Raw genomic sequence first — 14,396 nt, forward strand, 5'->3', positions numbered from 1 at the left:
CCTCGTTCTGCGCTGGATCGACAGCGCCTATCGAAAGGTGTCACTACTCATGTGGATTCGTAAGTTCGTTGCCACTTCGTTGCTGGCAGTGGCCGCCACGACCATGACCGCGGTCACCGCGCACGGCGAGGCCGCCTCTGCCTTCAGTGGCCCCACCATGACCGGCACCGAGCACGGCATGAGCTTCACCACCGGCGCCTCCGCCGATGGCGCGGGCATCGCCGCCCAGATCGCCGGCGGCCGCTTCGACGTCTCCGAGGACGGCAGCAAGGTCACCATCACCGCCGACGACGGCACCGTCGTCGAGACCATGCCGACCGTGATCGCCAGCACCGAGCGCATCGTCCGCTTCAGCACCGAGGTCAGCGAGGACGGCACCACCATCACGATGCACCCGTCCGCCACCCAGCCGGTTCAGGGCGTCTCCACCGCCCAGGACATCGGCCTCGTCGGCGCCACCGCGGGCATGGTCGTCGGCTTCTTCGCCGGCGCGGTCGCGGGCTGCATGATCGGCCTCGTCGGCCTGATCGTCGGCTGTGTCCCCATGATCTTCGTCGGCGCCATCGCGGGCGCGATCGTCGGCGCCGCTGCGGGTTTCGTCGTCCTCTGACCCCGGGCCAGTGAGAAGATCAAGGAGCTCTCACCGCGGAATCCTGTCCGATTCCGCGCGTTGAGAGCTCCTTGATCTTCGTCTACGGGGTGTGTTGACTGGCGGAATGACGGCGGATACCGGGCGGGGCAAGGGGATTCGGGTTCGGGTGGGGCGGGGGCTCATGCTGAGGTACCTGCTGCATCCCCTTGGTGGGACTCGGGACGGCGGGGTGGAAGCGGTGCGGGGGAAGAGGATTCTGCTGACCGGAGCCTCGGCCGGGATCGGGCGGGCGGGGGCGGTGCGGCTGGCCGGGGCGGGGGCGGAGTTGATTCTGGTGGCGCGGCGGGCGGAGGAATTGGCGGCCGTGCGGGAGGAGATCGCGGGGGCGGGCGGGAAGGTCGAGGTCCGCACGTGCGATATGTCCGATACGGCGCAGATCAGCGAGCTGGTGCAGTGGGTTGCCGACACCTACGGCGGGGTCGACGTACTCATCAATAACGCGGCCAGATCCATTCGGCGGCCGTTGGTCGAATCCTTCGATCGGCTGCATGATTTCCAGCGGACCATGCAGGTCAATTACTTCGGGGCGGTGCAGCTCACGCTCGGGCTGCTGCCCGCCATGATCGCGCGCGGCGGCGGGCAGGTCATCAATGTCGGGACCTGGACGGTGCCGACAGACACCTCGCCCCGGCTGGCCGCGTATCACGCTTCCAAGGCCGCGCTGTCCGGGTTCGCCCGCAGCGCCGACGGCGAACTCGCCTCTGCCGGAATCGCTTTCACCGCTCTGCACTACCCGCTCGTGCATACCGCCATGAGCTCGCCGACCGAGAAGTACCGGCGGATGCCGGGGCTCACCACCGAGCAGGCGGCCGAGTGGATGGTCACCGCGATTCAGCGGCGGCCGGTTCGGATGGTTCCCCGCTATGCCGCGATGCTGCGGCTCATCGGACTCGTCGATCCTCGCGCGGTGGACCGGATGCTCATGGGCTGGGCCTGACCCGCTCGCGCCGGCCGGAACCGATCGGGCGTTCTACATCGGCCGGGCTGGGTATGCCCGGGATAGCCGGCGCGAGCCCCTAGGAAGGGAGAGGTCATGAGCTACGACGGACCGGCCCTGATCGAGGCATTGACGCGTTTCGCACGAATGCTGCCCATGGAATACGAGCGGGACGAGGCGCTCGACGAGCTGGTCTCGGCGGAGACCGCGGTGCTGGGGCTGGCCGGGGCGGGGGTGGTGATGCTCGCGGACGGGCGGCTGCGGATGGCGACGAACGCCGGGGAGCACGTGGCCGCGGCGGAGCGCTGTCAGGTGCAGTGGCAGCAGGGGCCGTGCGTCGATGCGCACCGGAAGGGGGAAGTGGTGGCGATCGGGGATATCGCGCGGTGTGCGGCGCGATGGCCGCAGTTCACCGCGGTGGCACAGCAGAGACAGATCGTCGCGGTGGCCGGAATTCCGATGCGGTTGCGGAACAACATGATCGGCGCGGTCAATCTCTACGAGAGCCGCAGCCGCAGCTGGGACGAACCCGATCTCGAGGTGGCACAGCTGCTGGCCGATACGGCGGTCGGCTACGTCGTCAATGCGGATATACGGCAGCGGCAGCACGCGCTCACCGCACAACTGCGGCAGGCGCTGGAATCCCGGGTGGTCATCGAACAGGCCAAAGGGGTCATTTCGAACGCGAACGGCATTACCCCGGATGAGGCATTCACGCTGATCCGCCGGTATGCGCGCACCCACCAACTGCGCCTGCGGACGGTTGCTCAGACAATTGTCGAATCGGGCCTTCGCCTCTGAATCTTCAAGACGGGTCACCGATTTGCCGCGATACCGGGCACGTGCTCAGCAGCGGTTCGGTAGTGTGATCCCCGTCGAACACGCTGTTCTGGAGCTAGCACATGTCCAGGTCACACTGTTCCGCCCGAGCCCCCGGTGGATCGCTCGATGCGACCGCGCCTGCAAGGGGGCCACATATTCTCGATCGCGATTTCACTCAGCCGATGCCAGACGGCGTTGTCCCGCATCGTTGGACCCGTCCGGCAGTTCACCCTTGCCTCGAGTCCGGACCAACCGATGGAAGGAAGGAAAACTGATCATGATCACCAAGGCAGATCTGCCTTCTGGACTCTCACTGCGGACGAGCACGGCCAGCGGCCCCAACGGAAGCTGCGTCCAGGTCGGCTATTGGCCCGGCCGCGGCATGGTGGTCGCCCACAGCAAGGAGGGCGCCAATGGGGCGGTACTGCTGTTCAGCATGCGTGAGTGGGAAGCCTTCATCATGGGCGTGAAAGCCGACGAATTCCCCGCCGCCGGCTAGCGGTATCCGGGCGCACCGCCGAGCGGTACGAAGACGCACCGCCGGGGACGGGATAAGTTCGACGGTTGTGGCGTTCGAATACCGAGTCGGGGACATCATCGAAATGTCCTGCCCGTTCACCGAGACACGGGTGAACGAGCTGACGAATGACGAGGTCGTCGTCGAATGGCCTTGGTGGACAGCGGATCCGGACAGCGGCGGGGTCCCGTGGAACGGACTGCGGGCCCTGCCCGCCGGGCCCGGGGTCCCGGGCTGGGACCGGGAGGTCTTCCGGATCCGGCCCCGGGCCGCCGATCTCGACGTCGGCGCGAACTGCCACGTCGGCATCCCGCCGACCGCGCTGCACGTGATCGAGATCCGGCACTTCGATCCGCCGCAAGAGACCGGGTGGCTCCCACGGCCGCACCGCACGATCGAATGCCGGCGCGTCGGGCAGCAGTTCGAACCGGGAGCTACCGATTCCTTCGATCCCGACGACGGCATCCCGCGCCGGATCGAATTACGTTTCCGCCCTTACGCATTCCTCGAACCCGGGGATGAGGTCGCGGACGCGCAGGCGCGGGTGTGGCGGTTCGAGACGGCCTGGGACCTGCGGCCCTTCGACGGGCGGGCGGGAGCTGCACCCGCCTGGCCGCTCATGCTGCTGACCCGGCACGGGGACGGCGATGACGATGCGGCCGCCGTCGATGTGGTCGAGGCGACCCAGACCGGTTCGCATCACGAGGAACTCGCGCGCTGGGCCGAGCTGGCGGGGCTCGAAGAAGACGAGCCCGCCGAGCCCGAGATCGAGCCCGCCGAGTAGCCGGTCAGGACTTCGCCAGGTACTCCAGGCGTTCGCCGTCCACCGCGGCGCGCATCATGCTCGCCAGGCCCGGATGGTTCTTCAAACCGGGATCCGAGGCCACGATCTCGCGCGCCATTTGCTGTGCGGCGGTGATGACTTCGAGGTCGTCGAGCAGTGAGAGCAGGCGCAGGCTGCGGGCCGTACCGGACTGCGCCGAGCCCAGCACGTCGCCTTCCCGGCGTTGCCGCAGATCGAGGACGGAGAGTTCGAAGCCGTCAGTGGATCCGGCCACGGCCTCGAGCCGGGCCATCGCCGTACCGACCGGGTTGGTTTCGGTGATGAGCAGGCACAGGCCCGCGTGCTTGCCACGGCCGACACGGCCGCGCAGCTGATGCAGCTGGCTCACACCGAAGCGATCCGCGTCCACGATCGCCATGACCGTGGCATTCGGGACGTCGACGCCGACCTCGACGACCGTGGTGCAGACCAGGACATCGATCTCGGCGTCATTGAAGGCCCGCATCACGCGATCCTTCTCGTCGGCGGGTAGCCGCCCGTGCAGCAGACCCACGCGCAGATCCTTCAGCGCACCGGTGCTCAGCGTCTCGTACATGTCCATCGCCGAGTGGGTGGTGGGGGCTTCCTGTTCCTCCAGGGATTTGGTCTTGCGCCCCTTGCCCTTTCCGTTCTCCTCCTCATCGCCGATGCGCGAGCACACGACATAGGCCTGACGCCCCGCCGCGACCTCCTCGCGAATGCGTTCCCACGCACGATCCACCCACGACGGCTTCACCTTGGCGGGAACGACTTTCGAGGTGATCGGCGACCGGCCGTTCGGAAGCTGGGTCAGCACGGACGTTTCCAGATCGCCGAGGGTCGTCATGGCGATGGTCCGCGGGATCGGGGTGGCGGTCATGACCAGCAGGTGCGGGCTCGCGTCGCCTTTCGCCTTGGCGCGCAGGGCATCTCGCTGCTCGACACCGAAGCGGTGCTGCTCGTCGACCACCACCATGCCGAGGTCGAAGAACTCGACATTGTCCTGGATCAGCGCGTGCGTGCCGATCACCAGGCCCGCCTCGCCGGTGACGGCGTCCAGCAGCGCGGCCTTCTTCTGACCCGCCGACATGGAACCGGTCACCAGCACCAGCTTGGTGGCGTTCTCGTCCGCACCCAGCTCCCCGGCCGTGCCGAGATCGCCGAGCATCTTCGACAGCGACCGATAGTGCTGTGCCGCAAGGACTTCGGTCGGCGCGAGCAGTGCGCACTGCTGGCCGTTGTCGACCACCTGCAGCATGGCGTGCAGGGCCACGATGGTCTTGCCCGAACCCACCTCGCCCTGCAGCAGCCGGTGCATGGGATGGCTGCGCGACAGGTCCGCGGAGATCTCCTCGATGACCGCGTTCTGGCCCTCGGTCAGCTCGAAGGGCAGTCGCTTGTCGAAGGCGGCGGCAATGCCGTCGGTGCGCGGCGGGCACGGGCGCGCGGTCCGGCCCTCGGTCTGGTGGCGGCGCTCGGCCAGCACCAGCTGCAGCGCCATGGCCTCGTCGAAACGCAAACGGCCCCGGGCGGCTTCGATATCGGACTTGCGCTCGGGTAGGTGGATCAGGCGCAGCGCGTCGGAGACCGGCATCAGGTCGTACTCGGCGCACAGGGCGGCGGGCAGCGGCTCCTCGACGGGATCCAGTTGATCGAGCACCTGCCGCACGCAGCGCAGCAGATCCCAGCTCTGCACCTTCGCCGTCGATGGATAGACCGGGATGAATTCCCGCTCGAAGAAGGACATGTCGATGCCCCCGGCGCCCCGCGCGCTCTGCGCCAGGCCGCGCAGTGCACCGCCGCCGTGCACCGAGGTGAGGCTCTCGACCGACCCGTCGCCCTTCTGCGGCAGGATCAGGTAGTCCGGATGCGAGAGGTTCCAGCGGTCTTTCGCCCAGTAGTGCACGGTGCCCGACATCATCGCGCGCACACCCTCTTTCACCAGGTGACGCACCTTGTCACCGCTGAAGAAGGTGATCTCCACCGGTTTCACGCCGCCGGTGTCCAGGCTCACCTTGAGCAGGCTGCCGCGCCGGTTCTTCATGGGCCGCAGGTCGGTCTTGGAGACCCGACCGATCACCGTGACGTGGGCGCCCTCCTCGGGCTCCTCCTCGGTGAGTTCCTGCCCCTGTGTGGCATAGCGCAGCGGATAGTGCCGCAGCAGATCCTCCACGGTCTGCATGTCGAAACTCTCCAGCAGCGGCTCGGCGGCCTTCACCCCGAGCACGTGATCCAGCCGATCAGCCAGCGTCGCCATCTATTTCACCCCGATCTGCACGGTCTACTCGACCCCGATCTGCACGAGATCCCCCGCCTGCCCACCCGGATAGACCACCACTTCCACCCCCGGGAACCCCGCCGCCACATGCGTGGTCAGCTCCTCCGAAAGTCCTTGCGGCGCATCACATCCGATGAGCATTGTGACCAATTCCCCACCCAGCCCGAGCATTCGATCCAGCAGCGTCCGCCCAGCCGCCCGCACATCCGAATCGATCACGACCACATCGTGCCCGACCAGCCCCAGCCCATCCCCCGCCTCGCACATCCCCACCATGGTCAACGCCCGCTCCGGCGCCACCCGCAAGGCCCCCCACCGCGTCCCCGCCGCCGCCTCCGACATGGCGAACGCATCATCCGCCGCCACCCGCCCCGCATCATGCATCGCCAACGCCGCCAACCCCTGCACCATCGACCCGCACGGCAGCATCAACACCTCCCGCTGCCCATCCCGAGCCGCCACACTCACGGCCACCAACTCATGCGCCTCCAACGCCCCGTTCGGTAGCACCAGCACCTCCCGATGCCCGATCCCCCGAATGGCCTCGAGCAGCACCTCCGAGGTGACCTCCCCCTCCAGCACGACAGCCCCCGCGTCCTGGAATAACCGCACCGCCCCCGCCCCCGCGGCAACCGCCAGAATCGCACGATCCGCAACCCCGTCGAGCGCATGCCCCGACGCGGTCAAAGTCTCGATCCGAATCCCGCTCAGCTCTCCGGCCGCGAGCCCGGCTTCGACCGCGGCTCCAGCATCGGCGCAGTGCACATGGGCAGACCAGGTTTCCGAGCCGTCCCCGACAACGACCACCGAATCACCCAGCGCCCCAAGTCGATCCCGCAACCCCCCGATGCGTCCCTCATCGGTCCCGCGCACCAGGAACATGACCTCATAGTGCGGTGCGGCGGCAACCCCGCTCGCCATCTGCGCGTCCGTCATCCCGGCGTGCCCGCTCGTCATCCCAGCGTGCCCGCTCGTCATCCCGGCGTGCCCGCTCGTCATCCCGGCGTGCTTTTGGCCGGGATCCACCGCCGCCGGGTGGATTCCGGCCAAATGCACGCCGGAATGACGGGGTGAAGAGTCGATTCCGTGGCCCGATCCGTCGCGCCGGTATTCCGGACGGGTCGGCACGCTGCCCCCGGCGGCCGTCACCAGTTCGTCCAGCAGGACGAGCAATCCACGCGCTCCCGCGTCCACAACCCCCGCCTCACGCAGCACACCCAGCTGCGCCGGAGTCTCCCCCAGCGCCTTGACCGCCCCATCGGCCGCCGCCAGCGCGACCGCGGCCAGGTCTCGCTCGGGACAATCCGCCGCACTCTCGGCGGCCCGATCCAGCACGGTCAGCATCGTCCCCTCGACCGGCGAGCTCAGCGCCTCGCGAACCAGCCGCGCCGCCTGCCGCAGCGCGACCCGCAACGATCGCTCGGTCAGAGGCCCCTCGGCGACCGCGTCGGCAACACCCCGCAGTACCTGAGACAGGATGATGCCCGAATTCCCGCGGGCGCCCGTGGTCGCCGCCCGTGCCATGGCGACCGCGACCTTCCGGGCCTCAGGTCCGGCTTCCTCGTCCGCGGCTTTCGGGCCAGCGCTGGTGACCTGCGACACCGTGTTATTCGGCTGCGTCGCCGCGGCGGCCTCCTCTGCTCCGCGCACGGCGGCGCGCATTGTGCTGAGCAGGTTGGTGCCGGTGTCGGAATCCGGGACCGGGAAGACATTGAGGGCGTTGATCTCGTCGCGGTGGCGTTCCAGGGCGGCGAGTGTTGAGCGGCCCCAGCTCAGCAGGGCAGTACCGTCGAGCGCGTCCGCTACCCCGGGCACCGTCACCGTCCTTCCGCTCACGTCGCCACAATCCAAGTGCTTGCAGCGGGAATCCCGTCGCCAGCCTAGTCGGGGCAACCGACACCATGCCGTCACCTGGCATTCGTACACCGCACACGGGACGGGTGGCGGGGACCCAATTGGACACGCCCGGGCGCGGTTGGCTACTCTTGTGCGGTTGCCTCACGCAGGCACGGTCCTGCCCTCTCAGGTATCGGCCCGCGTTCACCAGCTCTTTGCTGGTAGGTACGTCCAAGACATTAGGCTTTCGGACTCGCTGTACACCGTGCAGCGCGTCCCTCTATGACATGAAGGAGCTCGCGACTATGGCTGCCGTCTGTGACGTCTGCGCCAAGGGCCCCGGCTTCGGTAAGTCGGTTTCGCACTCGCACCGGCGCACCAACCGTCGCTGGAACCCGAACATCCAGACCGTGCGCGCCCAGGTTGCCCCGGGCAACACTCGCCGCATGAACGTCTGCACCTCCTGCCTGAAGGCGGGCAAGGTCGTTCGCGGCTGATTCAGCTTTCGTCAGGAGCCCCGGCACCCAGAATTGGGTGACCGGGGCTCCTGTCGTTCCCGGACCGAACGGGGGTTCTGATGAGTGACTGGCGCGTGGTTCCGCTGCAGGCCGAGTATGTCCGGAGCATGGCCGAATGCCACATCGCCTGCTGGCGCGAGGCGTATCGGGATCTGGTGCCGCGGCATCTGCTCGACGCCTTCGATGTGGCGCAGCGGGCGGCGAGCTGGGACCGCATCCGGATCAAATATCCGGGACAGGTCCACGTCGCCCTGATCGGCGACACCGTCATCGGATTCGCGGCGGGCGGACCGTCGAGCGAGGAGAACTCGCCCACGCCACTGGAACTCAACGCCCTGTACGTGCGCGCCGCCTACCACGGCACCGGCGTCGCCGACGATCTCATCTCGACCGTGCTGTCGGACGAGGCCGACATGTCACTCTGGGTCTTCGAGGAGAACCCGCGCGCACAGGCCTTCTACAAGAAGAAAGGCTTCGAACTCGACGGCGAACGCCGAGTCGAAGCCTTCACTCCCGCAATCCAGGTACGGATGGTGCGGGTTACGCCTGCCCGTTGAGGCAGTCCACCTGCTGGCTGATCGACTGGATCAGGCATGCGGTGCGCGAGGTGACATTCGAGGACAGGCCACTCACGCTGTTGGTGTCGAACAGGCTGCCGACGGGCTGAACGGTGGTCTTCACGGCCTCGGGAGCGGCCGGCTCCAGCGTCAACGGTTCGGCGTTGGCGACGGCCGGGGCCGCGGCCAGCGCGGCACCGGCGGCCAGCGCGACGAAAACACCACGGGCAGTCTTGTTCTGCATACACATGCTCCTGAATCAGGTCAACGGATTCGCGCTAGGGCAGACGCCAGTCCACCGGCGCGGCCCCTAGAGTACCCAGCAATTCGTTGGTTCGGGAGAATGGCCGAGAACCGAAGAATCCTCGCGAAGCCGACAACGGTGAGGGATGGGCGGATTCGATATAGGGAGTACTGCCCAGCATCGGCTTCAGGGTGGAGGCGTCGCGGCCCCACAGAATCGCCACCAGCGGCTGGTCACGGGCGACGAGCGCGCGAATTGCCTGCTCGGTCACCGCTTCCCAGCCCTTGCCGCGATGCGAGGCCGGCTGGCCCGGCTGCACGGTCAGCACTCGGTTCAGCATGAGCACGCCCTGATCGCACCACGGCGACAGATCGCCATTGGAGGGCATCGGCAGCCCGAGATCCTTGGTCAGCTCCGAATAGATATTGGAGAGACTGCGCGGAATGGGCGAAACGTCCGGAGCCACCGAGAAACTCAGCCCCACCGGATGCCCCGGCGTCGGATACGGATCCTGACCGACGATCAGCACCCGGACCTTGTCGAAGGGCCGCTGGAAGGCCCGCAGCACATGCTCCCCCTTCGGGAGATAGCCACGCCCCTCGGCGTTTTCGTTGCGCAGGAACTCGCCCATCGCGGCAATGCGGTCGGCCACCGGTTCCAGGGCCTCGGCCCAGCCCGTATCGATGACTTCCGACAGTGGTTTCGCACCCATGTCGGGAAAACTTATCGTGTCGAGATTCATCGCGCGTGCGCACCCGTCTATGCGAAGGATTCCCAGCCGGTGAGTCCGGATCGTGGGGTGCCGTCGACCGTAACGCCGGAGCCTGCGAGGACGCGGCCGACCCGGATCCAGCCTTCGGGCAAATCGCCCGTATCGGCGAATGTTGCTGCGAAGGCGTGGTCTTCGCCGCCCGCGAGAATCCAGTCAAGGGGGTTGACGCCCAACGCCTTGCCGACCGACTCCAACTCGGGAACGGCCAGCGCCGCCGTCTCCAGATCGATGGCCACCCCGGAGGATTCGGCGATATGCCCGAGATCGGCAAGCAGGCCGTCGGAGACGTCGGTGAGCGCGGTGATCTCGACGGTGTCCGGCAGCTCCAGCACCGCCTCGTACGGCGGCTGCGGAACCCGGTGCACGGCAACCACATCCGCGAACTCATCGAGCAGATCCCCGCCCCGATCCGCGGCGGCCGTCAGTACCGCCAGGCCCGCGCCCGACCAGCCGAGCTTGCCCGCCACCGCGACCACATCACCCGGCCGCGCACCCGACAGCCGGATCGGGGCGCGGCGCGGATCGCCGAATGCCGTCACCGAGATGATGAGCATCGGACTGCGCACCATGTCACCGCCCGCGATCGACGCACCGGCCCGCGCGGCCTCGGCCCACAGGCCGTCGTTCAGTTCCCGCACGAACTCGACCGGGGTGTCCGACGGGCAGCCCAGCCCCACCACGAACGCGCTCGGCACCGCACCCATGGCCACCACGTCCGCGGCGTTCTGCGCGATCGCCTTGCGGCCGATGTCGTGCGGACTCGACCAATCGGTGCGGAAATGCCGGTCCTGCACCAGCATGTCGGTGGTCACCACGAACCGGCCCTCGGGCGCGGCGATCACCGCGGCGTCATCGCCGGGGCCGAGCAGCACGCCCGGCGTCTGCGTCCGGCCCGCGTTCACCAGCGCGATCAGCCCGAATTCACCGAGTTCGCCGACGGTTTGCGCCCCCGGTCCGGACTGCGGCGTGCTACTGGCGGTGATGACGGTCTCCTTCGAGGCGAGTGTGATGCGGTCGGCTGACCGCTCGACGGTACCCTCGTTCCCGATGAGCAACGACACCCGCGACACCGAGCCGGACGCCAAGGACGCTGCGCCGGACACCAAGGACGCTGCGCCGGACACCGAAGCCACCACGACGGACGCGAAGTCCCGCGCTGCCACCGGGGCGAAGGCCACCGACACCGAATCGGCCGCGGACGACACCGAATCGGTGTCGGACGGCGAGGACTTGGACGCCTACGAGATCCGCCGCTCGCCCGCGCTCATCGCCACCGCCGTGGCGCTCCCGGTCGCACTGGTCGTCGGTCTGCTCGTCATGGGTGTGCTGGCCAACCGCCATCACAGCCGCGACCCGCTGGCCCTCGGCGCGGTACCCGCCCCGACCGCGTCCGGACCGGAGTGCTCGGCGCTGATGCCCGCGCTGCCGAGCAAGATCGGCGACTACACCACCGCCGACCTGGTCGCACCCGCCCCGCCCGCCACCCACGCCTGGCAGCTGCCCGACGGCGGCGACGCCATCGTGGTGCGCTGCGGCCTGGACCGTCCGCTGGAATTCACCCAGACCTCCCCCCTGTTGAAGACCAAGGTCGCCGGCGGCGGCGAGGTCGAATGGTTCGAGGTGCGCGATCAGACCACTGGTGTCACCCAGGGCACCTGGTGGGCCGTCGACCGCGGCACCTACATCGCGCTCACCGTGCCCGACAATGTCGGATCGGGTCCGCTCCAGGATGTTTCGGAAGCCATCGCGAAGACCATCCCGGCCAAGCCGATCGACCCGAACCCGATCCCGAACTGACGGAAGATATATCTGTCAGGGCTCCTCAGAGCTTGCGCAGCTTCGCCTTCCCGGCGGTGAGGTCGACATCGACGCCCTCATCGCCGTCGCCCGGATTCTCCCGGTGCATGAGGACCGATTGCCGCTGTTCCATCTCCAGCCGCTTGCCGGAGCTGAAGACGGCGTCGAACTGCTCCAGCCCGATGGCCGCCGCCTTGCGGTCCTCGTCCGTGCGCATCCACGGCAGCGCGGTGCGGCCGGTCACCTTGCGGTAGGCCACGTCCGCGAACGCCACCGCGATGATGAGCAGTGCCAGGCCGGGAATCGTCATTGCCACGATCACCTGATCGAGGCTACGCCCAGTTCTCCTCGTCATTCCGGCGTGCTTTTGGCCGGAATCCACCTCGGACAGCGAGATCCCGGCCAAAAGCACGCCGGGATGACGGGTTGGACCTCCGTCGAAACGCTCAACGCAAACCGGTGCCGCGCACCCGCGCGGTCTCGATGAGCGTGCTCACCAGTTCCCGGTTGTCGATGCCGGTGGCCTCCCACATGCGCGGGTACATGGAGATGGAGGTGAATCCGGGCATGGTGTTGATCTCGTTGATGACCGGTCCGTCGGCGGTCACGAAGAAGTCCACACGGGCCAGTCCCTGGCAGTCCAGCGCCCGGAAGGCGCGCACCGCGAGCTCCCGGATCTGCTGGGACACATCGTCATCCAGCTTGGCCGGGACGTCGAACTCGCAGACGTCGTCGAGGTACTTGGTGTCGAAGTCGTAGAAGTCGGGCACCTCGGCGTCGTCCTCCGGCATCCGGATCTCCGCCACCACACTGGCTTCCACCCGGCCGTCCGGGAATTCCAGTACGCCGCACTCGACTTCGCGCCCGACGATGCCCGCCTCCACGATCACCTTCGGATCATGTTCGCGCGCAACGGCGATGGCGGCGTCGAGCTCGTCCCAGCTGTCCACCTTGGTGATGCCGATGGAGGACCCGCCGCGGGCGGGCTTCACGAACACCGGCAGCCCGAGCAGTTCGCGGTCGGCCTCGGCCACGGTCGCGACGCCCGGTCGCAGCACCACCTGCACGCCGATCGGAAGTCCTTCGGCCGCAAGGAGTTTCTTGGTGAACTCCTTGTCCATCCCGGCCGCGCTCGCCAGCACGCCCGGCCCGACGTAGGGCAGCTCGGCCAGCTCCAGCAGACCCTGCAGCGTGCCGTCCTCACCGAACGGGCCGTGCAGCACCGGGAACACCACGTCCACCGAACCCAGCACGGTGCCCGGGCCGTCCAGCGGCACCAGCGCGCCGGCCCGCGAGGGGTCGGCGGTCAGGGCCAGCGCGGTGCCGGATTCGTCGACCGTGGGTAGCGACCGGTCCCCGGCCGTCAGCGTCCGATGATCCGCGTCGCCGAGCACCCAGGCGCCCTCACGCGTGATCCCGATCGGAACCGCCTCGTACCGTTCGGGATCGAGGCTCGCCAACACGGTGCGCGCGGAAACGCACGACACCCCGTGCTCGTTGCTGCGGCCGCCGAACACCACCGCCACCCTGGTCCTGTTGGTCATGCCCCGAACCGTACCCGGTCGATTGTGGCGGCAGTGTTACACGGTCATCCCTACTCGGGCGTCACTCACTCCGACTTGAGGCGGCGGCCCTGCAACTGCCCGACCGCCTCGGCGGCCGACATGCCTTCGTGGCACACCTGGTGCACCGCATTGGTCAGCGGCATCTCCACCCCGTGCGCGGCGGCCAGCGCCCGCACCGATGTGCAGGACTTCACACCCTCCACGACCTGGCCATGAGTGGCCTCCAGAGCGGTCTCCATGGATCCGCCCGCGCCCAGCGCGTGCCCGAAGGAACGATTGCGCGACAGCGGCGAGGTGCAGGTGGCCACCAGATCGCCCACGCCCGCGAGCCCGGCGAAGGTGACCGGCTCCGCGCCCACTGCCACACCCAGCCGGATGATCTCGGCCAGCCCGCGCGTGATGAGCGTGGCAATCGAGTTGTCGCCCAACCCCATTCCCGACGCGATGCCGCAGGCCAGCGCGATGACATTCTTGCAGGCCCCGCCGATCTCGCAGCCGATCACATCGGAATTGGTGTACGGCCGGAAATAGCCGGTGGCACAGGCCTGCTGGACCGCCTCCGCGCGCGCCACATCCGAGCAGGCGACCACGGTCGCGGCGGGCTGCCCGGCCGCGATCTCGTGTGAGAGGTTCGGCCCGGAGAGCACCGCGACGCGACTGGCGTCCGCGCCGGACACCTCCGCGATGACCTGGCTCATGCGCAGCAGCGTCCCGGTCTCGATGCCCTTGGCCAGGCTCAGCAGCGTGGCGTCGGCGGGGATCAGCTCCTTCCAGGCCGCGAGATTGGTGCGCAGCGATTGCGAGGGCACCGCCAGCACCACGATGTCGGCGCCGTCGAGGGCGATCGCGGGATCATCGGTCGCGCCGATCGGGGGCAGTTCGACATCGGGCAGATACCAAGGATTCCGGTGTTCAGTGGCCAAGACTTTCGCCACCTCCGGCCGTCGAGCCCACATGGTGGTCTCGGTTCCCGCTTCCGCCAATACCTTCGCGAACGCGGTCCCCCACGACCCCGCTCCCAACACCGCTGCCCTAGCCATCTGACAAATATATGCGCGCGTGCCGGCAGCCATGCCGCGTGTCACGCCTCCGGAATTCG

Annotated in this window: 16 protein-coding genes; 8 read left to right on the forward strand and 8 right to left on the reverse strand. The window is 68.2% G+C overall.

Annotated elements, in window-relative coordinates; all coding sequences use genetic code 11:
- Positions 1-49 precede the first annotated feature (49 nt).
- The 5 genes from ON43_RS24395 to ON43_RS24415 all read left to right on the forward strand — a co-directional run bounded on the left by ON43_RS24395 (position 50) and on the right by ON43_RS24415 (position 3,712).
- A complete protein-coding gene (locus ON43_RS24395) occupies positions 50-610 on the forward strand; it encodes a DUF8020 domain-containing protein (RefSeq protein WP_040811087.1) in 561 nt (186 codons plus the stop codon).
- Positions 611-716: 106 nt separating this feature from the next.
- Positions 717-1,589, forward strand: coding sequence for an SDR family NAD(P)-dependent oxidoreductase (locus ON43_RS24400; protein WP_083913684.1), 873 nt, complete (start codon positions 717-719; stop codon positions 1,587-1,589).
- Positions 1,590-1,685: 96 nt separating this feature from the next.
- Positions 1,686-2,390, forward strand: a complete 705-nt coding sequence (locus ON43_RS24405) for a GAF and ANTAR domain-containing protein (RefSeq protein ID WP_040811088.1) — start codon at positions 1,686-1,688, stop codon at positions 2,388-2,390.
- 298 nt (positions 2,391-2,688) lie between these two features.
- A complete protein-coding gene (locus tag ON43_RS45020) occupies positions 2,689-2,910 on the forward strand; it encodes a DUF397 domain-containing protein (protein WP_051179101.1) in 222 nt (73 codons plus the stop codon).
- A 67-nt stretch (positions 2,911-2,977) separates the two neighbouring features.
- Entirely contained in the window at positions 2,978-3,712 is a 735-nt protein-coding gene (locus tag ON43_RS24415; protein WP_051179103.1) for a hypothetical protein, read from the forward strand.
- 4 nt (positions 3,713-3,716) lie between these two features.
- Here ON43_RS24415 and recG read toward each other — a convergent pair whose 3' ends face one another.
- Together recG and fakA are read right to left on the reverse strand one after the other, a co-directional pair.
- On the reverse strand, positions 3,717-5,987 hold the full coding sequence (gene recG, locus ON43_RS24420) for an ATP-dependent DNA helicase RecG (RefSeq protein ID WP_040811089.1): 2,271 nt from the start codon (positions 5,985-5,987) through the stop codon (positions 3,717-3,719).
- 24 nt (positions 5,988-6,011) lie between these two features.
- Positions 6,012-7,844 (reverse strand): DAK2 domain-containing protein, encoded by a 1,833-nt coding sequence (gene fakA, locus ON43_RS24425; protein ID WP_040811090.1) that lies wholly within the window; start codon positions 7,842-7,844, stop codon positions 6,012-6,014.
- Between the two features lie 305 nt (positions 7,845-8,149).
- Between fakA and rpmB the strand changes: the two genes are divergently transcribed.
- Positions 8,150-8,341, forward strand: a complete 192-nt coding sequence (gene rpmB / locus ON43_RS24430) for a 50S ribosomal protein L28 (protein WP_011210730.1) — start codon at positions 8,150-8,152, stop codon at positions 8,339-8,341.
- An 80-nt stretch (positions 8,342-8,421) separates the two neighbouring features.
- On the forward strand, positions 8,422-8,919 hold the full coding sequence (locus tag ON43_RS24435) for a GNAT family N-acetyltransferase (RefSeq protein WP_051179104.1): 498 nt from the start codon (positions 8,422-8,424) through the stop codon (positions 8,917-8,919).
- On the opposite strand, the gene ON43_RS24440 is transcribed toward ON43_RS24435, so the two are convergent.
- Genes ON43_RS24440 through ON43_RS24450 form a run of 3 tightly spaced genes read right to left on the reverse strand, consistent with a single transcriptional unit; the run spans position 8,903 to position 10,918 of the window.
- Positions 8,903-9,163 (reverse strand): hypothetical protein, encoded by a 261-nt coding sequence (locus tag ON43_RS24440; protein WP_051179106.1) that lies wholly within the window; start codon positions 9,161-9,163, stop codon positions 8,903-8,905. The two genes, ON43_RS24435 and ON43_RS24440, sit on opposite strands and share 17 nt — an antisense overlap.
- A gap of 34 nt (positions 9,164-9,197) precedes the next feature.
- Positions 9,198-9,875 carry a uracil-DNA glycosylase gene (locus ON43_RS24445; protein ID WP_040811157.1) on the reverse strand — a complete coding sequence of 226 codons (678 nt, stop codon included), beginning with the start codon at positions 9,873-9,875 and terminating at the stop codon, positions 9,198-9,200.
- A 47-nt stretch (positions 9,876-9,922) separates the two neighbouring features.
- The gene (locus ON43_RS24450) at positions 9,923-10,918 is read right to left on the reverse strand and encodes a thiamine-phosphate kinase (protein WP_051179129.1); all 996 of its coding nucleotides are present in this window, start codon (positions 10,916-10,918) and stop codon (positions 9,923-9,925) included.
- 64 nt (positions 10,919-10,982) lie between these two features.
- Between ON43_RS24450 and ON43_RS24455 the strand changes: the two genes are divergently transcribed.
- Positions 10,983-11,732, forward strand: a complete 750-nt coding sequence (locus ON43_RS24455; RefSeq protein ID WP_040811091.1) for a DUF3515 domain-containing protein — start codon at positions 10,983-10,985, stop codon at positions 11,730-11,732.
- A 25-nt stretch (positions 11,733-11,757) separates the two neighbouring features.
- On the opposite strand, the gene ON43_RS24460 is transcribed toward ON43_RS24455, so the two are convergent.
- The 3 genes from ON43_RS24460 to ON43_RS24470 form a co-directional block, all read right to left on the reverse strand.
- On the reverse strand, positions 11,758-12,054 hold the full coding sequence (locus ON43_RS24460; protein ID WP_051179107.1) for a DUF6191 domain-containing protein: 297 nt from the start codon (positions 12,052-12,054) through the stop codon (positions 11,758-11,760).
- A gap of 124 nt (positions 12,055-12,178) precedes the next feature.
- The gene (locus tag ON43_RS24465) at positions 12,179-13,276 is read right to left on the reverse strand and encodes a D-alanine--D-alanine ligase family protein (RefSeq protein WP_040811093.1); all 1,098 of its coding nucleotides are present in this window, start codon (positions 13,274-13,276) and stop codon (positions 12,179-12,181) included.
- Between the two features lie 65 nt (positions 13,277-13,341).
- Positions 13,342-14,337: an NAD(P)H-dependent glycerol-3-phosphate dehydrogenase gene (locus ON43_RS24470; RefSeq protein WP_040811159.1), complete on the reverse strand. Its 996-nt coding sequence runs from the start codon at positions 14,335-14,337 to the stop codon at positions 13,342-13,344.
- Between the last annotated feature and the right edge of the window lie 59 nt (positions 14,338-14,396).

It is taken from the genome of Nocardia concava NBRC 100430 (assembly GCF_000308815.1).
Taxonomy (GTDB): Bacteria; Actinomycetota; Actinomycetes; order Mycobacteriales; family Mycobacteriaceae; genus Nocardia; species Nocardia concava.

Coding starts and splice junctions, on each gene's coding strand:
- ON43_RS24465 (WP_040811093.1), bottom strand. CDS start 13,276: ATGACCAACAGGACCAGGGTGGCGGTGGTGTTCGGCGGCCGCAGCAAC.
- rpmB (WP_011210730.1), top strand. CDS start 8,150: ATGGCTGCCGTCTGTGACGTCTGCGCCAAGGGCCCCGGCTTCGGTAAG.
- ON43_RS24445 (WP_040811157.1), bottom strand. CDS start 9,875: ATGGGTGCGAAACCACTGTCGGAAGTCATCGATACGGGCTGGGCCGAG.
- ON43_RS24435 (WP_051179104.1), top strand. CDS start 8,422: ATGAGTGACTGGCGCGTGGTTCCGCTGCAGGCCGAGTATGTCCGGAGC.
- ON43_RS45020 (WP_051179101.1), top strand. CDS start 2,689: ATGATCACCAAGGCAGATCTGCCTTCTGGACTCTCACTGCGGACGAGC.
- recG (WP_040811089.1), bottom strand. CDS start 5,987: ATGGCGACGCTGGCTGATCGGCTGGATCACGTGCTCGGGGTGAAGGCC.
- ON43_RS24400 (WP_083913684.1), top strand. CDS start 717: ATGACGGCGGATACCGGGCGGGGCAAGGGGATTCGGGTTCGGGTGGGG.
- ON43_RS24470 (WP_040811159.1), bottom strand. CDS start 14,337: ATGGCTAGGGCAGCGGTGTTGGGAGCGGGGTCGTGGGGGACCGCGTTC.
- ON43_RS24440 (WP_051179106.1), bottom strand. CDS start 9,163: ATGCAGAACAAGACTGCCCGTGGTGTTTTCGTCGCGCTGGCCGCCGGT.
- ON43_RS24405 (WP_040811088.1), top strand. CDS start 1,686: ATGAGCTACGACGGACCGGCCCTGATCGAGGCATTGACGCGTTTCGCA.
- ON43_RS24395 (WP_040811087.1), top strand. CDS start 50: ATGTGGATTCGTAAGTTCGTTGCCACTTCGTTGCTGGCAGTGGCCGCC.
- ON43_RS24455 (WP_040811091.1), top strand. CDS start 10,983: ATGAGCAACGACACCCGCGACACCGAGCCGGACGCCAAGGACGCTGCG.